Below are 15835 nucleotides of genomic sequence, written 5' to 3' on the forward strand. Positions count from 1 at the left end.
GCTAGGAACGGACAGCTTCCAAAATGAGGACGTCCTGTCCGTCTTCATAGGTATCGAAGAAACCAGACCAACCGCCCAATAGAACAGGGTGAACGTATTTCATACCCGTTGACTTCAGCATCTCATCCCATCGCTTGCGGGTGAATGCGATTGCTCCTAGCGGCTGGTCAAGGTCATTTATCCTGCAACCGTCATCAATTTCGTGCTCAAACCGCAGATCGAAGGCTGTCAAGTTCGTTTCCCTAGCTTTCTGTAATATGGCGTCGTCGTAGATGAACGTCGTCGCCAACACCAATCCACCAGGCTTGAGTACCCTCCTAAATTCTCTCAGATAGTGCTCGATATCGGCCTGATACAAATGGGTGAAGACAGAGAACAAAAATATCCGATCAACCGATTCATCTTCTATCGGGAGTACGATGTCCGTGGTCTTTGTTACTCCGCCGGCATTGTGAAGTTTGTCTTCCACATTGAAGTGCAGAAATTTGAAATTTGGGTTCCGGGACTCAATCTCTTGTTTGCACCAGGATATTGAGTCACCGATGATATCGATGCCCAGATATGAGCCGTTCGTGACTTGATAGGAGAGCGGTATAGCATCGCGCCCGATACCACAGCCGATCTCTAAAATATTGTGGTTTGGTTCAATACCAATCCACCTTTGGAGAAGGTTGTTGTGGAGCGATGAAATCCCGTCGAATGTCTCGGGGCCGCCACCTGTCATTAACATGAGGTTGATCGGAATATTGTAGCCCTTGAAGTGATAGGTATTGATCGCTGGAGGATTTTTTTTCAACGCGGCATACTGTTGCTCAAGTGCGGTATTCTCTCTCTCCAACTGGGAAATGCGGCGTTGTAGGCGTTGCATTTCATGATCCAATGGAGATCGGTCAACGACGAGGTTGGGGAAAAGCCGGGCCTTCAGTCTACGTAACGTTTGCATGCACTCTCCGGTGATATCTTTAGAACAGGCCAGCCTGCGATTCCTATCCCATACGTATCCGTACAGCAATCCACCAATCCCTTTCATTGGTTTCTACTCAGCCCTATCACTCACTAGTCCGTAGCAAGTGGGGTGTTCAAACGTGATGGCTACCTTCCAGCGGTGGCCCTCAGGTAGATCAGCGCTATTCTGGAGCGTGAAATAGACCGAGCAACTTTCTTCGCCTATGCGGGCAAAACACCATGTGGGAAGGGTCTGTTGCAGGTGCAGATCGACGGTTTTACTGGATGAACTGGATGACAGAGAGCAAATCGATAGCATATGGATCAAATGCGTGCGTCTCTCTGCTCGGTCAGATGTGCTAATAGGCAAACGCCTTGCTAGTACTAATTATGATAATGTACAAATTGCCATGACGAATAGAAATTATTTATCCGCCGGCAACGTCCATGTCGATATTTATTGCGGAAAAATATGAAGACTTAGCTTGTCAGGCATTGAAATACTTTTTTTGACAATCTAAAGAAATCTTCAATCTATAGGGGAGGATTTTTTTTACATGTATGATTTTAGCTCTAAAGTCGATGGAATAGACGATCTACAGTTGGTTCGCCGTGTCCGGGCAGCCTATATTGCGGCCCACAAGACGTTTTCAGAACACGGAGAATCGCAGTGGGGTATTTTGGATGGCTGGAAATCCTCGGTCCATAACACCGTTCTAAATGGCTCGGACGATGAATTGGCGGCGGCGCTTCGCAATCCCGTTTCCAATCATCTGTTATACGGGTTTGACCTCATCTATACAGAGCGACACGAACAACTTTTCAACGACGAGGCTTTGAAGATTCAGCAGGCGGGTTTGGTAGTGAGTGCCATTGAAGCGCTTGCTGCGGCTGTCGGTGTGGCAAGGGTGAATAACCCCGAAGCGCCGGATCATCGACCTCCCGAGAAGCGTACAAGCGACGAGCTGATAGCGCTGATCGGCTCCGTGACGCGCGCGGATTTTCCTAACCCATACCCGGATGAGTTCGGCCTGAAATTGAAAACCGGGACGGCTAATCTTCGCGCTGTCTTCGCGATATATCAGCAGTACCGAACCTTGCATTTGTTGCGTTTGGCCAAAGGAAATTCGATCCTCGAGATCGGTGCGGGACTTGGACGCACTGCCTATTACTGCCATCGTTCCGGCGCAACAAATTACACTATCATTGACATACCACTGACCAATCTCGCACAAGGCTACTTCCTCGGACGGACACTCGGGCCGGATAAGGTATGTCTTTTTGGTGAGGAGTATTGCCCAGGTGCGGTTCGCGTTCTGCCTCCTATCTGCCTTCCCGACATCAAAGCGGATCTCGTGGTCAACGTGGATTCAATGACCGAAATGGACAGGTCGTCGGCCGATACCTATGTCAAACATGCGCTCGACACTGCGAAGGTGCTTCTATCGATCAACCATGAAGTCAATTCGTTCACGGTGAGTGAAGTAATAAAGACGCTCGCGCCCAATGCTGAACTGATGCGGTATCCAGCACCAATGCGGGCGGGCTATATCGAGGAAATCGTGTTCATCCGCAATGAGGCGCGTGCAAGTAGAGGTCTCTCATTTCTCAAAGGGCTTGTGAAGGTCAGTTAGCATCTGCGTTCTGTCTTATGTATACCAGCTCCTTATGGCCTTGTTGCTCTGGTGACTGAAACCCCTGAAAATGCGGCGCGTCTAAGAGTGCACAATAATCCAACATGGCATTTGTTTTTGGAAACTGGCGTCACTAGGGTTCCCCATTCCTGAGACTTTCCAGTCAATCAGCACTGATTGTCTCAGGAACTTTTTATGGATCGAACCACCCTGTTTCCTTATATTCACTGTGATCAATTCAGCAATGATTCTAATCCCAAAATCCTCGTATCATTGGACCCGGCCCTTGCCGGACCAGTTTCGTGTCCAGCATGGGGTAGCGCGTCACTGAATTAACCCCGCGCCTCATGCCTCTGCGCTGCGTGCGCGGATAGAATTTCCAAATAAATCCATGCAAATCGTTCATAACTGGCGGTATTTTTTGCGCGTCAATCTGGGAGAAGCCCCGATTGCGGCAAACTTTCCCTTCATCACAGTCGGTCTCTGCGGGAAGTACGCGAGCCGCAAGTGTCCATCAACTGACATAGACTTCGTTCCAACAATCAGGAAATCACCATACCACGATGTATCAATGCGGCTGGGCTTTCGCTTGTCAAAGAGTGGGAAGCCCTGAGAACAACAGCCTATAGCGATACGGTGGGCGTCTGGAACATTGGCTACGGTCATACCAGTGCCGCCGGTGGCCCGTCGTTACCGCGGGCATGTGGATCACGGCTGATGGAGCCGATATCCTCCTGCTGACGGGCCTGTCGAGGTTCGAGGCGAGGGTGGACAGGCTGGTCAAGGTTAAACTGACCGATAATCAGTTTGCTGCCCTGGTGTCCTTCGATTTCAATACCGGTGCGTTAGAGAAGCTGACATTGCCGAAAAAGCTCAATAGGAGCGATTTCAACGCTGTCCTATGCCTTTGCTGACACGGGCCGCTGCAGAAGCGCTCGCTGCCATCCTCGTGATCAGCTTTGTCATTGACGCTCACCTGTTCCTCAATAAGCGGATTAATCCGACATGATCCTTACTCTCCTCAAATACCGTTAAATCGGGGCTGGGGCCGTGTTGGGCGCGTTGATCATTTCTGCTCCTTCTAATTCCATGACAGGCGCGAAGGTCGCCAGCAAACCCGCTGTGCTTGCGCTTCAAACATCGGTCTAGGTTCCCGCAAAGGAATGAAATCAATGAAACCGCAATTTCTTCCGATGCAGCTGTTTTGTGCGGTGATTTCGGGCTGTCAATCGAAGATGAAGCAGCGCGTGTGCGAGAGGTTCTCGACACTAACCGCAAGCCCTGAGATATCGGTCTCCATTTTGAAAACTGACCGGTAATTTGCCAATCAGGTCACTTCGCACAACGCTGTCGGCAAAACACGAAAGCGCTGGCAACGACGGCAACAAGTCTCAATGACGTCTATTAGGCAGTCGGCTTGCTGTCCGGGCAAGTCGCGGCTTTGCGCAGGGATATCGACGCTTCTGGGCGCACAACTGGCGCGGAGAATCGCGAGGTCGACGAAAAGCACGCCGTAGTTCATTGCCAAACTGATGAGATCATAGCTGACGTTGGAGGCATGAAAACAGACGTCGCTACAATAAGGGATGACGTGTAGGTTTCCAAAAAATCACGGACGAGGTGAAGAAGTGGAAGTTGATGGGATCAGCGTACTTGGCGTGGTCGGGCTCGCCGGTGTGACCTTTGGTGTCACGCTGGCAAACTCAGTCGAGTGGGTGGTGAAGCTGTTTCACAGATAACATTCCACGGAGATCAGCATACTTAGAAGGTCCTCGTGTCACTAAACGTGGGGGCCGTTGCTTTTCAGGGGCAGTTGTTGCGGATCATATGACGATTGCTGTAACAATACGGGTGAAATACTGGGGGAAGCTGTGTTCTATCTGCCCATTTTGGTCAGCTATTTGCTATTTGCAACCTACCTGTTCGCGCCGGCATTATTGCGATCATGGCATACGGGTGTGTGGGTAGCTCGAAACAATGAGTGGACGAGAACTAATAACCCTAAGCTTTATTGGTCTGGCATGGTGTTTGGAATGTTCAACATAGCGGTTCCCATGTTTTTGGTCATCATGCAAATTCGATATGGTGCGCGCTGTTTCAGTCAGCATCGACGCAACTCCCGTACGCGCTAAGTGTTCTGTATTTGTTCTTTCTGGCGAAAGAGTCAAAAGGTATCGAAAACGCCAACAGTCGAATCATTCCGTTCGGCAATACTTCAACAAGCTGTGCGGTCGATTAGAACCGTAACATCTGTTGTTTAGATCCTTCTGTACTTAGGTAGCGAATCGATTCAGTATTTTTTGAAACCATCATTGAAATATAACGACGTCTTGTAGTCTACCACGCGACTTCGCTAATTCGAACCCAGCAGTTGGTCTGTTGTGCAAACCAACAAGCTTTCATGGAGGCCGGTCGAAGCAGGAAAGGTCTTAGCCGCCGAGTTCGGCAACTTTCTTGCGAAGCTCCAATACTTCCTCCACCAGCGTGCTGACAACGTCCTTGAGAAACGCCACCTTGTGCTCCGGATCGTCAACAGTGTTGATAAGTTCGAGAGCAGCGGGCAGAGAGTCAATCTCATCGGATCTGTTGTTGTCGCCCATGCTTCTTCTCCCACGTTTTTGGGAGACAGAACAACATGGTCCAAATCGGGAAATCAAGGTGACAACGATGTCCCTGTCTGTGTGTCGCGCCCAGCGCCGAAGCCATGTCGGCCGGTGACATTGACACCTATCGTCTGTGTCCGCCACCGTTACCACCGCTACCGTGACCACCGCCACCGCCACTGTTACCACCGGCACCGTGACCACCGCCACCGTGACCCCCACCACCACCACGGGAGCTTCCCTTGCCCGGGTTGCTGCTCTTTGCCTTTCCGCTTTCCTTGGCGACGCTTTTGCGAGGCCCGCCAAAACTCAATCCGAATCGCGCTGCGTCCGCTGTGCTGACAAGCACAACGCTTGATAGGGTAAGGGCGGATATGGCGATAACGAGTATTTTCATCATTTTCGTTGCAATCCAAACAGGTGACAAGTTGCACGAAATCGAGATTGCTATGGCCGCCGTGTCAATGCAATTGTTGTTAAAATGACCACAAAATTGCGCAAAACATGATCTTTCCGGTGAAGTGAACACGTCCTGATACCGCGCAGCCGCCTGCGGGGCCTGTCGTCCACGCTATTCCCCGGAGAAGCCGGCTGCGCGGCAAGGCCATCGGGATGCGCGTTTACTCCAATTCTCAATGCTGCGTTTTTCGTCCTTTGCCTTCGCGATCTGTCTTGCGGCGATTGGATGGCACCGCTTAGCTTGATCTGCGATTGATTGGAGATGCTCTGAATGCTTGAAACCACGGCTTCTGTGCGAAATCAAAAGGTTGCCTATAAATTCAGAACACCCGACACGTTGGAGGCAACACCCGTCGCTGTTAAGCGGATCCTCGTTGTCGGATCGTGCATGGCAGCGGGTCTGTTCCACTACGCCCATGTCATTTTCAAGGGCGCGGAAGTCGATCATGTCCTGTACAACTATCCCGGTGACCTGACAGAACCGCCGCATCCCATCGAAGAATATGCTTTCCAGCTTATACATTTGCCGTTGCGGACGATTGTGCCGGAAACCATGCTTTCGGATATACCGCACACCAGCGAGGAACCGTTCAAGGAAAAACTGCGGGAGTGCGAGCAGCGTTTGATCCAAACGTTTACGGGCGCGCTGGCGTTTACAGAAAACACCAAGCTCATGACCTTCGTTTCCGAATGTTTCATACCGCAGCAGAATCACATGGGGCGGCTTCTGCCGCGCTATGACCTGCGCAACCCCACCTATTTCGTCGAGCAGTTGAACCGCAAACTGCATGAGCTGGCGCGGGAACATGGGGCACATATGGTCCAGGCCGATGCCATCGCGCAGACATTCGGCCGAAAGTTCATTCAAGAGGATCTCGTCTGGAACTGGTCGCATGCCAGCTATGCCAATGACTGGGATTCCATCCACGACACAACCCGCATTGTCCAGCCAACCAAACTCACCAGCCTTTACCCGATCAACATAGAAGATTTCATCTTCGGGTTTTGGAGCGAGATACATGCCATGTATCGGACGCTCACCCAGCAAGACAGCGTGAAGCTGGTCATCCTTGATCTGGACGATACGCTCTGGCGCGGGGTTGTCGCGGAAGAAGGCATACACAATCGCGTTCTCCTGGAAGGATGGCCGCTCGGCCTGATCGAAGCCCTGAAATTTCTCAAGCAGCGCGGTATCGTCCTGGCGATCGTCAGCAAGAATGACGAAGCGACAATCCTCGACTTGTGGCCTCAGTTCCTGAAGCACAGACTGAATATCGATGACTTCGCGGTCCGGAAAATAAACTGGCGGCCAAAATCGGAAAACATCCAGGATATTCTCAGCGAAACCAATCTCTTGCCGAAGAACGCTCTCTTCATTGACGATAATCCCGTTGAGCGGGAAAGCGTGCAAGCGGCATTTCCGGCCATGCGGGTACTTGGCGACGAGTTGTATTCGATCCGCAGCACATTGCTTTGGGCCCCGGAAACGCAGGTTCCGTACGTCACGCCGGAGTCAAGCAGACGCACCGAGATGATCCAGGCTCAGGTGCAGCGGGAAACCGCGAAGGCCGTTATGACCCGGGAAGAGTTCCTGGCTTCCCTCGACGTTTCCGTCGGCATCCGCCCGATCAACACCATAGAGGACGAACGTTTTCCACGCGCGCTGGAACTGCTCAACAAATCCAACCAGTTCAACACCACGGGCAAGCGCTGGACCATCGGTGAATGTCAGCAGGCCTTTCTCTCGGGTGCCGTCTTCGAGACTTTCGAAGTCGGCGACAAATACACCGACTATGGTCTGGTGGGAATCGCCATTGTCAGGGATCACATCATCATCCAGTTCGTGATGAGTTGCCGGGTGGTTGGCCTTGGTGTTGAGCAGGCGGTTATCGCCGGGCTTGCCGCAAGCCACCTTCCCCTGAAGGGCGTCTACACGCCGACCGAAGCCAACGGCCTATGCCGCGACCTGTACCAGAAGTGCGGGTTTGCATTGGACGGCGGGACATGGACGTTGCAGGACAATACCGTCACAGCCCCGCCGCACGTCAAATTCCGCGAGATGTCGGCGTAGGCTCCCGGTGCAATTCGAGATGAACGGCGCGTCCAAGGCTTGCTTTGCCGTGTGCCTCGCCTGGGCTGCAGCTAAAATCCGGCTGCCACACCGTGTCAGACTTGCCTAGGTCCGGCTGCCAAGCGCAAGGCGGCAGGCAAGGCCGGTGAAGACCGTTGCCAGCAAATATTGCGGCAGTTTGCGGAAGCGGGGGACGCTGCCGACCCGGCTGCGGATATGACTGCTCAGGAGAATCACCGCGCCATTGACGACAAAGCCGATGCCATTGAGCACGGTGGCGAGAATAAGCATCTGCACGGCCAGAGAACCGGCTTCGGGTTTGACGAACTGCGGAAACAGCGCCAGCACGAACAGTGCCATCTTGGGATTGAGCAGATTGGTGAAGAGGCCTTCGCCGAAAATCCGTTTCATCGAAAAACGTTTGAGGCGGGATGTCGGGGAGAATGCCGTCCCTTCCGAATGTATGGTTTTCCATGCGAGATAAAGCAGATAGGCGCAGCCCGCCCAGCGAATGATTTCATAAGCCACGGGAACGGCAAGAAAAAGCTGGGAAAGCCCAAGCGCTGCGGCCATCGCATGGCAATAGGTGCCGAGCGCTATGCCGGCATAGGTCAGAAACCCCGCGCCCCGTCCCTGGCTGATGCTGCGGGAGGCGATGAGAAGCATATCGGGGCCGGGCGTGGCCGTGAGAACCACGGACGCGGCGGCAAAAAGCATGAGTGTTGAGAAGTCCGGCATATCGTTTTCCTTCGAGTTTACCGGAATTCCTGTCTAGCATTTATGCGTTGATTGACAAGGGGTTGGCTCGCAGTTCCTGCAAAGGCAGCCATGGACGCTTTTTGCCCAATAATACCGGTCTGATCCGGGATTTCGGTCACGCTCACGTCACGCCGGTTTTGATGATATGTCCATGACTGGCAACGTTGTTCTGTTGCCCGTCAATAATTCAAATATGCCGGAAACGACACTGCCACAACACGTTCCCTGAGAAGAACGAAATCCAAGCTCCCATCGGGTGCAGGGAGTTGGGTCAATTGACTTATCGATGGAAGGAAGTGCTGCAAAATCCTGTTCCAGACACACTTTACCCCACCGTCTTTCGGGATGGTGGGGTTTTTACAGCGCCAGCTTTCCCCGCTCAATGCCGTCACCCTGGAGTTTAGAATGTATTCGATTGATCCGCAGCCCTATCAAGCCAGTGCTTGGAAGTATATCGGCGTTGTCCTGTTCCTGGCGGCACTGTCATTTGGCCTCGGCCGATATTATGCGGCAACAAGAACTGCAGCAGAAGCGGGCGTTCATCGTTTGAATGCCGAGCAGCAAGATAAAATCACATTGCAGAGGGTAAATTAAATGGACCCAGTGGGGGTGCGCAACATGGTTGCACCGCTCCCATCCACATAAAGCCGATCGTCCCCAGGCGCTGGAATAAGCGCTTCTCCAACCCTCGATCATCAATTTCGGTTTACACGGCCGGAATAAACTCTCGCTTTGGAATAATTGTCCTTCAATCTTTAATATTCTGGTCTATCCTCAGCAACGAGGGTGGGCACATGGAGACAAAACAGAGTATTGAAGAGGCAACAAGAGTTCTCAAACTCTCACACGCCATGCGTTACAGATATTTCATCAAGAAAGCGGTTGAGACCTACAAAGTATACACCATCAACCTTGGTTCGAATTATCTCATTCTCAATGACCCGGCCGGGACATCGATGTGCTGCCCGCTCTGGCCGGATGCCATCTTTGCGGAGCTGTGGCTGGGGCCGCTGGACCGCGGTACCGGCTTGCATATCAAAACCGAAATCGTTGAGATGGAACTTGACGCGGTGCTGAAAGATTTTCTGCCGGCATTGCGGCAACGCGGACTTAAAGTCGGGATCTGCTTCGATCAGGCAAGCGACGGACGCATTGAGTCGGTTCACAAGGTGATCGCCGATATCAGGCATGAGATCCAGACGGGGTTTTCCTACCTGAAACCATAAGGGCCGCCCCCGCCGCACCGAACAGGCGCCCCATTCAGCGGCGCCGCAGAAAGATGAAGAAAATCAGGATGACGACAATGAGCGGAACGCCCAGCCACCATAAAACTGCTGCTGTAAGCATCGTATGACCTCCAATTGAATGGGGTAAACGGCGGCGGGCGTGAGAGGTTCCGCAGCACTTTTTGGCGATCCGATCATTCGCCGCGTCAAGTCCCGCAGGACGGTGCTGTTGAAAAAAGCGGGTGCCAATTCCTGTGCCGGATTGTGCCGGACCGCTAGCTCGCGGTTTTGACGGCTTTGTGCCCGCTTGTTTCGAGGATCGATATCCGGAAAAACACGGGTTCAAGCGGACGCTCTGCATCGCGAATGACCGTCTTTGTATATCCGGGCTGCCACCACTCGGCGGATGCGCTCAGAAGATGGTGTGCGGTTGCGCGTGCGTCGACATGGGACGGATCGTTCGACAGTTCTTCATACAGCCCGTTGACGATCACGCTTTGCCAGCGATTGGTTGCGTCGATCTCATCGAACGCGACACAGACGTGCGGATTGTTGCGCATCCATTCGACCTTTCGGCCGACCGTTGTAAAAGAATAGAGAAAGACGGAGTGATAGGCGAATCTGAGCGGAACGATATAGGGATGATCATCCCTGGAGCAGGCCAGGCGGCCAATGCTCGCGCGGCTCAGCAAGGCATTGATCTCCGCCTTCGTCATCTCATTAATGATCATCGAGGTTGCTCCTGGACTTCTTGAACAGGCGGACTGCCGCCGCGATAATTATTGAGGGCGCTTTGTTCGTTGTCAAACAGGTGAATGACTTTGGCTGGGCAATGTGAGCCCTGCCCAGTTTGCGCGGATGCAGGGGGAGGCGTGGGTTGACCAGCCTTCATGCTTGCGTGTTCACGCAAACGAGGTGATCGGTACACGGGCCTGCGCGCTTGTCGTCTCAGGTTTTGTCGATACGACCGCGGCCGTGCCTGAACAGCATCACACCGAGATCGACCTGAACGACCTGACCGCCCTCTTGCTGGCCGGTGTGATCCGGGTGCAGAGTCGCGGCCGGTCGCTCCGGGTTGCTGCGGGCGTGCTGTTCCAGCCGCGCGGCCAATTCGGGGTGCAGACCCTCGCCGCGTCGGGCGGCCATTGCATGCAAAGCATTCAAGAGAGACAACATTGAACTCACACTCCCTGGGGGCGTGGATTCAGTGTATCGCTTGCCCTTGATGGCCAGCCACCCGATTCATGCCACAGGCGTCAGGCAGCGCTTCCTCTCGGCGCAAAGAGTATGATCCCCGCCGCGACAAGCGCAAGAATGCCACCGGTCATGTCCCAGCGGTCCGGCCGCTGCCCTTCCGCCAGCCAAAGCCACATCAGCGATGCAAAGATATAGACACCGCCATAGGCGGCATAGGCGCGTCCGGCTTCACCCGATGGCGCGAGTGTCAGCAAATAGGCAAAGGCGACAAGGCACAATGTGCCCGGCGCCAGCCAAAACACCGATCGCTCCATGCGCAGCCATGCCCAGAATGCGAAACATCCGGCGATCTCGGCCAGGGCGGCGGCGCCGTAGATCAGTGCGGTTGTGACGTAGGTTTGCATGGGGCCCCCGATTTCCTGACAGCGGATCGATCCTGCATAGCAGACAACTGCGGAAATTGAAGCGGCGGCAACAATGCAAGCCAAGCCGGCATTGACCGGCAATCCGCGGCGTGCCAGTCGACGGAACCAGTTCTCCGCCATGAAATCGTTGCGATTCACGGTCAGTGAGGTCGCGGGAAAAACCGATTCGAAAGACCGGATGGACAGGACATGCCATTCCGGGGCTTTCGCAGTCCGCTCGAGGCTAAGGAAGCAGAGAAGAGAATGGATCAAACGATCACGCAATGGCTCAATTTGCCCGCTGGCCATACTCCGGTTCTCGACGGAATAATGTTGACCGTCACCAGCTTCGGCGTACCGCTGATGATCGTGGCCGTCATTGGTCAATGGTGGAGCAAGGCGGGCAGGCTGCACGTGCGGCATACCTGCGTCTCGGCCGGGCTGACCTTTCTCATCGGACTGGGCTTGAACCAGATCATTCTGTTGTTTGTGCAGCGCATCCGGCCCTATGATGCTGATATCACGCATCTTCTCGTTCCTCCCAGCGCCGACTGGTCGTTTCCGTCGGACCATGCGACGGCATCGCTTGCCATCGTCGCGGCCTTTGCGCTTCACGGTCTGGCGCGCCGCACCATTCTGCTGGGGCTGATGGCCTTTCTCGTCTGCTGGTCGCGCATCTATGTCGGCACGCACTATGTTTCCGACGTGATCGGCGGCGGTGTGACGGCCTTGCTGGCGGCCCTGGCGGTTGCCGTTTTTTATCGGGAGGGGTCGAAAATCGATCGCTTCGTAACACGCGTATTCTGAAAGTTATCCGGAACGCAATGGCGCGGCAAATTCAGCCACACTATAGCCCTAAACTAATCATTAACCCTGCTTCGGGGGCGTCGGCAAAGGCATATGTGGTGTATGGTTTTGGTGGGTCGTGTTAAGGAGAGAGTGTCATGTTCAAAGTTCTGGCAATGGCGGGTGTAACGGCTCTGACGCTATTGGCTTCAGCGCCGTCATTCGCGCAATCAATCGAAATAGGTCCCGGCGGCGTTCGCCTCGTCGATCCGCAAATGGATCGTCCCTATCGCAGCGTCAGCATCACTGATCGGACGGCGGTGCGGATCGCCCGGTCCGAAGGCGTGCGCGAAGTCGACGATATCCGGCGGACGCGGTCGCGCATCATCGTGGAAGGAACGGACTATCAGGGCGACGACATCAGCGTCTCCATTGATCGTCGAACCGGAGAAGTGATTTCGGTCAATTGACGCCGGGTTGAAGCTTTATCCGCCCCGCTGCCCCCCAGGGGATGGCGGGGCGTTTCCTTTTGCTTGCCGTCACACCCGCGCTGTGGGCGTCAGAGAATTCTCTTGATCTCCACCCAGTCATTCATGTCGTTGATCTTGAGTTTTCCGATGTTTCCGGCCGTATCGAGCAGAACTTCCGGCATGAACTGGTGCAGATATTCGTCGTCGCTGCTGGTCTGCTCCCATACCTGGCCATTGGTGAGTTCGAACTTTACCCCAAGCCCGTAGCCATTGGTCGAGCCTTTGATCGTCTCCTTGTCATATTCCATGGGCAGCCCTTTCATTCGGAAAAACCCAGTGTCGGGCAAGCCGGACAGTTCGTCAATCAAGCGTGATGGAACCACTTGCCTTCTCATGCATTTGAAGCTTATGGAAATGCTTTCATTCACGCATGTGACCATCAAGTCGCCGCGTACCGGACGCGTCATCGTTGTGCGCAACGTGCGCGACGCGCTGACCATGCTGACGCAGTACTGGTCGCGGCGCCGGGGCGAAAAGCACAGGATCGCCTGTGACGCATGCCGCAATGCACTTGATGAAAAATTGTCCGCCGAGGATGCACGCGCGGCTTTTGTCGCCGCATCGCTGGAAGCGGGCATCGATGTCAGCGAGCGCACCGGATCGCAATTGGGGACCACGCTCGGCGCATCGACCGATCAGCCGGGAAAACCCGCGAATACGATCTAGGGTCAGGTGAGGGTCTTATGGGACAGTATCCCGATGTCGATGGTTGAACTGACGGGAGCCCGTCAGGCCATGGAAGAACAAATCTGACTAATCAGCACGGCGATTGCCAGCGCAAAGCCAAACACAAGCAAATGGCACCACGCGGGCGTGGTATAGTGCAAGTGCTGTTCGTCCTCATCATCTTCATACATTCGAATGTTCCCCTAATTCGTCTGCAGGTGCCTATTCCATCAACATGAAAGTTAAATGTCAAAGCGTGTGCATGAAAATAATTCAGAAAACGCACCGAAAATGACCTGTTGGGCAGAGAAGTGTTGCGGAATCGACCCACAGAAGCGTGCTGCAGTGCATCAAAAACGGGGATTCTCATGGGCCGTCACCGGATGCGGGCAGGGATTGGCGGTTGCAAGCGCAGCCGGGATGCATCCCGCCGGAGCGGTAATATCCGGTTGAATCACAGTTTACTAAACCTAGGGTTGTTATGCGAAGGCGCGTCCAAGGATCCAGACGGCGGCCAGAATGACAAGCATGATAATCGCAAGCCGCCAGGAACCTGCGAATACGCCGGGTTGTTTGTTGTCATCAGACATTGAAGATTCCAGAGCGGTTAAAATTTTATCGAAATGAATACAACTATTGCGCGAATATGCAATGAGAACATCTGTAACTATGGAAGGTGAAATGTTGTGTCCGGCCGCTGACGCCAGCGCTTCGAGCTGAAGCGCCGTGAACAGATCCGGTCGAATGCCGGGCATCGATGGCACCGGTCATCGCTCCATTGCACCGGTGCCGTGTCGGATACCGAAGTCCTATTTGGTCAGAAACCTCACCTTGAGCTTGCGAACAATATGGCGCGATCTCAGCTTCTTGATAAGCCTGTCTTCGAGCTTCACGTTCCGGGCGATAAGTTCATCCCAGTTCGTCACCGCCGCGGCTTTGACGGGTTTGACTTTCCCGGCCTTTTTGACTGGCTTTGGGTTCTCGGGGCGATGTGTTGCCATTTCTGTCTCGCGATTTGAATGGCCCGGATTACGGTAGTCTTCCAAAAAGTACAAAGTAAGCACTCAGATGACCCTTTCCAAACATCCCCTGCCAACGCAATGCAGGTGGGTGTCAGCAAATTGGACGACGGGGTGAAGCACAAGACGATATGCGCCACAAAAGGCCCGCCAGCGACAAGCTTTGGTACTTTTGTCTTCATTCTCCAGTTGTGTCGTGTTGCACGGTTCCACGCGGGGATGAATATGACAAAACCACGTGAAATCCGTTGGATAAGCCACATTGCGTGGCTTGGTGTTCCTGCCGGTGAACCGCAATTTCGCCATGGGCGGGCCGGGGAAAATGCCAATAGAATGGGCTCATCGCCCGAATTTCCTGCCGAGAATCAGCACAAGGGGAATGATGATCAGGAAGACGACGAGATAACCCCATATGGATGTCATATAGGGCGCATAGTCATCCTTCTCCCTGTTTTCTTCGTCCTCCTCCTCCATTGCTTTCTCCTGCATGGGCTTGGCCAGGCAGAGGTTAACGGACTTTGAACCTGCAATTGCGGTGAGGAGCAAGTCACGTTCGACCAGCATGGCAATTCGAGAACAATTTCAAGACACGATCATAACACTGACCCGGCGGCATCGGGAGGTGTAATATTCTAGTACATCCGATTGAGAGGTCCGGCCCTTTGATGGGCCGGCGCGGTGCAGTGATCCGGAGCTGCCGGGTATCCGGTCCGGGTTTTCACCGTATGACGGGATGAAACCGCCGCAGGCAGGCAAAGCCGGCGGCAATGAACAGGAGCAGCACAATCCCTTGCGCGATCGCAAAAGGCGGCTCCGAGCCGGTGGGCGCCAGGGCATTCAATGCGGGTATTTTCTGGAATGACTGGGCGACCAGCACGAAAACATTGAAGTACAGCGAGATCACGGCGCCGACCACGTAGACCCGCCGCCACGGCCCGGCGAGATGCAGGGGGTAACGGGCGGCGATCGCGATGATGAGAATGATGATCGAGAGGATGCCGACGCCGATGGCAGGCGTAAAGCCCTGGTAGGGAAAGCCGAAGCCCGTCAGGCTTGTGGCTGCCGTGCTCACCAGAAAGATGAGTGTCCATCCTTCCTTTCTGTCGGACGCAAGCAGTCCGGCGAGAACGATCAGCCCCGATATGATCCCGATCAGGCTGATCAGGACGTGAACGAAAGTATAGAAAGTCATGCCAAAGATCATGATGCGGTCCCCTCCATGATTTTGTTCAAGCGCATTCTGAATCAAAACTGGGAAGACGAAACAACGTTTACGGGAAATTGTAAATATATAGCATCGTGAAACGATATATGAGTAAAATAGTCAATATTATTAGGAGAATAGATCAAAGCCCGAAGTAATCAGCAGGCATATGCATGCATATGGGTGATCGGGCTGATTTTGGCCCATGGGACGACCGGAGCCATGGAAATGGCGGGCAGGGGTCCGTCCGGATAATTTCATATCCAACGTCAACGGCATTGGCGTTGGATATGAAATTGGGGTTGCCCGTGGCCAGGCAACCCCAACGGCAT

Annotated in this window: 22 protein-coding genes; 10 read left to right on the forward strand and 12 right to left on the reverse strand. The window is 53.8% G+C overall.

Going from position 1 to position 15835, the window contains the following annotated elements; genetic code table 11:
* Position 1: 1 nt before the first annotated feature.
* Positions 2–943: a class I SAM-dependent methyltransferase gene (locus ACZ5FP_RS09900; protein ID WP_464659871.1), complete on the reverse strand. Its 942-nt coding sequence runs from the start codon at positions 941–943 to the stop codon at positions 2–4.
* Positions 944–1502: 559 nt separating this feature from the next.
* Between ACZ5FP_RS09900 and ACZ5FP_RS09905 the strand changes: the two genes are divergently transcribed.
* From ACZ5FP_RS09905 to ACZ5FP_RS09915, 3 genes are all read left to right on the forward strand, one after another.
* On the forward strand, positions 1503–2579 hold the full coding sequence (locus ACZ5FP_RS09905) for a putative sugar O-methyltransferase (protein ID WP_464659873.1): 1077 nt from the start codon (positions 1503–1505) through the stop codon (positions 2577–2579).
* Positions 2580–3146: 567 nt separating this feature from the next.
* Complete coding sequence (locus ACZ5FP_RS09910; RefSeq protein ID WP_464663233.1) at positions 3147–3320, forward strand: glycoside hydrolase family protein; 174 nt, start codon at positions 3147–3149, stop codon at positions 3318–3320.
* Positions 3281–3493, forward strand: coding sequence for a glycoside hydrolase family protein (locus ACZ5FP_RS09915; RefSeq protein ID WP_464659875.1), 213 nt, complete (start codon positions 3281–3283; stop codon positions 3491–3493). The genes ACZ5FP_RS09910 and ACZ5FP_RS09915 overlap by 40 nt, the downstream gene beginning before the upstream one ends.
* Before the next feature lie 1515 nt (positions 3494–5008).
* Here the strand turns inward: ACZ5FP_RS09915 and ACZ5FP_RS09920 are convergent.
* Complete coding sequence (locus ACZ5FP_RS09920) at positions 5009–5179, reverse strand: hypothetical protein (protein ID WP_223615674.1); 171 nt, start codon at positions 5177–5179, stop codon at positions 5009–5011.
* A gap of 245 nt (positions 5180–5424) precedes the next feature.
* On the opposite strand from ACZ5FP_RS09920, the gene ACZ5FP_RS09925 reads away from it, so the two are divergent.
* Together ACZ5FP_RS09925 and ACZ5FP_RS09930 are read left to right on the forward strand one after the other, a co-directional pair.
* Positions 5425–5667 carry a hypothetical protein gene (locus ACZ5FP_RS09925; protein ID WP_464659877.1) on the forward strand — a complete coding sequence of 81 codons (243 nt, stop codon included), beginning with the start codon at positions 5425–5427 and terminating at the stop codon, positions 5665–5667.
* A 362-nt stretch (positions 5668–6029) separates the two neighbouring features.
* Positions 6030–7712 carry an HAD-IIIC family phosphatase gene (locus ACZ5FP_RS09930; RefSeq protein ID WP_464659879.1) on the forward strand — a complete coding sequence of 561 codons (1683 nt, stop codon included), beginning with the start codon at positions 6030–6032 and terminating at the stop codon, positions 7710–7712.
* A 105-nt stretch (positions 7713–7817) separates the two neighbouring features.
* On the opposite strand, the gene ACZ5FP_RS09935 is transcribed toward ACZ5FP_RS09930, so the two are convergent.
* Positions 7818–8450 carry a LysE family translocator gene (locus ACZ5FP_RS09935; protein WP_464659881.1) on the reverse strand — a complete coding sequence of 211 codons (633 nt, stop codon included), beginning with the start codon at positions 8448–8450 and terminating at the stop codon, positions 7818–7820.
* Between the two features lie 426 nt (positions 8451–8876).
* Between ACZ5FP_RS09935 and ACZ5FP_RS09940 the strand changes: the two genes are divergently transcribed.
* Positions 8877–9065: a hypothetical protein gene (locus ACZ5FP_RS09940; RefSeq protein ID WP_464659883.1), complete on the forward strand. Its 189-nt coding sequence runs from the start codon at positions 8877–8879 to the stop codon at positions 9063–9065.
* Between the two features lie 200 nt (positions 9066–9265).
* Complete coding sequence (locus ACZ5FP_RS09945) at positions 9266–9697, forward strand: DUF2750 domain-containing protein (RefSeq protein WP_464659885.1); 432 nt, start codon at positions 9266–9268, stop codon at positions 9695–9697.
* Positions 9698–9972: 275 nt separating this feature from the next.
* Here the strand turns inward: ACZ5FP_RS09945 and ACZ5FP_RS09950 are convergent, their stop codons facing one another.
* The 3 genes from ACZ5FP_RS09950 to ACZ5FP_RS09960 form a co-directional block, all read right to left on the reverse strand.
* Positions 9973–10428 (reverse strand): pyridoxamine 5'-phosphate oxidase family protein, encoded by a 456-nt coding sequence (locus ACZ5FP_RS09950; protein WP_223615679.1) that lies wholly within the window; start codon positions 10426–10428, stop codon positions 9973–9975.
* 217 nt (positions 10429–10645) lie between these two features.
* Positions 10646–10873 (reverse strand): hypothetical protein, encoded by a 228-nt coding sequence (locus ACZ5FP_RS09955; RefSeq protein ID WP_464659887.1) that lies wholly within the window; start codon positions 10871–10873, stop codon positions 10646–10648.
* 80 nt (positions 10874–10953) lie between these two features.
* Complete coding sequence (locus tag ACZ5FP_RS09960) at positions 10954–11298, reverse strand: YnfA family protein (protein WP_464659889.1); 345 nt, start codon at positions 11296–11298, stop codon at positions 10954–10956.
* A 264-nt stretch (positions 11299–11562) separates the two neighbouring features.
* Here ACZ5FP_RS09960 and ACZ5FP_RS09965 point away from each other — a divergent pair, with 264 nt between their 5' ends.
* Both ACZ5FP_RS09965 and ACZ5FP_RS09970 read left to right on the forward strand, forming a co-directional pair.
* Positions 11563–12105: a phosphatase PAP2 family protein gene (locus ACZ5FP_RS09965; RefSeq protein WP_464659891.1), complete on the forward strand. Its 543-nt coding sequence runs from the start codon at positions 11563–11565 to the stop codon at positions 12103–12105.
* A gap of 137 nt (positions 12106–12242) precedes the next feature.
* Entirely contained in the window at positions 12243–12554 is a 312-nt protein-coding gene (locus ACZ5FP_RS09970; protein WP_223615683.1) for a PepSY domain-containing protein, read from the forward strand.
* An 89-nt stretch (positions 12555–12643) separates the two neighbouring features.
* On the opposite strand, the gene ACZ5FP_RS09975 is transcribed toward ACZ5FP_RS09970, so the two are convergent.
* Positions 12644–12877 carry a hypothetical protein gene (locus tag ACZ5FP_RS09975; protein WP_346305514.1) on the reverse strand — a complete coding sequence of 78 codons (234 nt, stop codon included), beginning with the start codon at positions 12875–12877 and terminating at the stop codon, positions 12644–12646.
* Positions 12878–12968: 91 nt separating this feature from the next.
* On the opposite strand from ACZ5FP_RS09975, the gene ACZ5FP_RS09980 reads away from it, so the two are divergent.
* Positions 12969–13280, forward strand: coding sequence for a DUF982 domain-containing protein (locus tag ACZ5FP_RS09980; protein WP_346305513.1), 312 nt, complete (start codon positions 12969–12971; stop codon positions 13278–13280).
* 62 nt (positions 13281–13342) lie between these two features.
* On the opposite strand, the gene ACZ5FP_RS09985 is transcribed toward ACZ5FP_RS09980, so the two are convergent.
* The 5 genes from ACZ5FP_RS09985 to ACZ5FP_RS10005 all read right to left on the reverse strand — a co-directional run bounded on the left by ACZ5FP_RS09985 (position 13343) and on the right by ACZ5FP_RS10005 (position 15491).
* The gene (locus ACZ5FP_RS09985) at positions 13343–13471 is read right to left on the reverse strand and encodes a hypothetical protein (RefSeq protein WP_264319180.1); all 129 of its coding nucleotides are present in this window, start codon (positions 13469–13471) and stop codon (positions 13343–13345) included.
* A gap of 288 nt (positions 13472–13759) precedes the next feature.
* Positions 13760–14035 (reverse strand): hypothetical protein, encoded by a 276-nt coding sequence (locus tag ACZ5FP_RS09990; RefSeq protein ID WP_464659895.1) that lies wholly within the window; start codon positions 14033–14035, stop codon positions 13760–13762.
* A 54-nt stretch (positions 14036–14089) separates the two neighbouring features.
* A complete protein-coding gene (locus ACZ5FP_RS09995) occupies positions 14090–14281 on the reverse strand; it encodes a hypothetical protein (protein ID WP_463011375.1) in 192 nt (63 codons plus the stop codon).
* A gap of 357 nt (positions 14282–14638) precedes the next feature.
* Positions 14639–14773, reverse strand: a complete 135-nt coding sequence (locus ACZ5FP_RS10000; protein WP_464659896.1) for a hypothetical protein — start codon at positions 14771–14773, stop codon at positions 14639–14641.
* A gap of 244 nt (positions 14774–15017) precedes the next feature.
* Entirely contained in the window at positions 15018–15491 is a 474-nt protein-coding gene (locus tag ACZ5FP_RS10005; RefSeq protein ID WP_464659898.1) for a hypothetical protein, read from the reverse strand.
* Between the last annotated feature and the right edge of the window lie 344 nt (positions 15492–15835).

The sequence above is a fragment of the Phyllobacterium sp. T2-21 genome, assembly GCF_055378485.1.

What these genes read in the sequence shown, in the direction of transcription:
- ACZ5FP_RS09900 (WP_464659871.1), bottom strand. Translation starts at nt 943, where the DNA reads ATGCAAACGTTACGTAGACTGAAGGCCCGGCTTTTCCCCAACCTCGTC.
- ACZ5FP_RS09905 (WP_464659873.1), top strand. Translation starts at nt 1,503, where the DNA reads ATGTATGATTTTAGCTCTAAAGTCGATGGAATAGACGATCTACAGTTG.
- ACZ5FP_RS09915 (WP_464659875.1), top strand. Translation starts at nt 3,281, where the DNA reads ATGTGGATCACGGCTGATGGAGCCGATATCCTCCTGCTGACGGGCCTG.
- ACZ5FP_RS09920 (WP_223615674.1), bottom strand. Translation starts at nt 5,179, where the DNA reads ATGGGCGACAACAACAGATCCGATGAGATTGACTCTCTGCCCGCTGCT.
- ACZ5FP_RS09930 (WP_464659879.1), top strand. Translation starts at nt 6,030, where the DNA reads ATGGCAGCGGGTCTGTTCCACTACGCCCATGTCATTTTCAAGGGCGCG.
- ACZ5FP_RS09935 (WP_464659881.1), bottom strand. Translation starts at nt 8,450, where the DNA reads ATGCCGGACTTCTCAACACTCATGCTTTTTGCCGCCGCGTCCGTGGTT.
- ACZ5FP_RS09940 (WP_464659883.1), top strand. Translation starts at nt 8,877, where the DNA reads ATGTATTCGATTGATCCGCAGCCCTATCAAGCCAGTGCTTGGAAGTAT.
- ACZ5FP_RS09945 (WP_464659885.1), top strand. Translation starts at nt 9,266, where the DNA reads ATGGAGACAAAACAGAGTATTGAAGAGGCAACAAGAGTTCTCAAACTC.
- ACZ5FP_RS09950 (WP_223615679.1), bottom strand. Translation starts at nt 10,428, where the DNA reads ATGATCATTAATGAGATGACGAAGGCGGAGATCAATGCCTTGCTGAGC.
- ACZ5FP_RS09955 (WP_464659887.1), bottom strand. Translation starts at nt 10,873, where the DNA reads ATGTTGTCTCTCTTGAATGCTTTGCATGCAATGGCCGCCCGACGCGGC.
- ACZ5FP_RS09960 (WP_464659889.1), bottom strand. Translation starts at nt 11,298, where the DNA reads ATGCAAACCTACGTCACAACCGCACTGATCTACGGCGCCGCCGCCCTG.
- ACZ5FP_RS09965 (WP_464659891.1), top strand. Translation starts at nt 11,563, where the DNA reads ATGGATCAAACGATCACGCAATGGCTCAATTTGCCCGCTGGCCATACT.
- ACZ5FP_RS09970 (WP_223615683.1), top strand. Translation starts at nt 12,243, where the DNA reads ATGTTCAAAGTTCTGGCAATGGCGGGTGTAACGGCTCTGACGCTATTG.
- ACZ5FP_RS09975 (WP_346305514.1), bottom strand. Translation starts at nt 12,877, where the DNA reads ATGAAAGGGCTGCCCATGGAATATGACAAGGAGACGATCAAAGGCTCG.
- ACZ5FP_RS09980 (WP_346305513.1), top strand. Translation starts at nt 12,969, where the DNA reads ATGCTTTCATTCACGCATGTGACCATCAAGTCGCCGCGTACCGGACGC.
- ACZ5FP_RS09985 (WP_264319180.1), bottom strand. Translation starts at nt 13,471, where the DNA reads ATGTATGAAGATGATGAGGACGAACAGCACTTGCACTATACCACGCCC.
- ACZ5FP_RS09990 (WP_464659895.1), bottom strand. Translation starts at nt 14,035, where the DNA reads ATGCCCGGCATTCGACCGGATCTGTTCACGGCGCTTCAGCTCGAAGCG.
- ACZ5FP_RS09995 (WP_463011375.1), bottom strand. Translation starts at nt 14,281, where the DNA reads ATGGCAACACATCGCCCCGAGAACCCAAAGCCAGTCAAAAAGGCCGGG.
- ACZ5FP_RS10000 (WP_464659896.1), bottom strand. Translation starts at nt 14,773, where the DNA reads ATGGAGGAGGAGGACGAAGAAAACAGGGAGAAGGATGACTATGCGCCC.
- ACZ5FP_RS10005 (WP_464659898.1), bottom strand. Translation starts at nt 15,491, where the DNA reads ATGACTTTCTATACTTTCGTTCACGTCCTGATCAGCCTGATCGGGATC.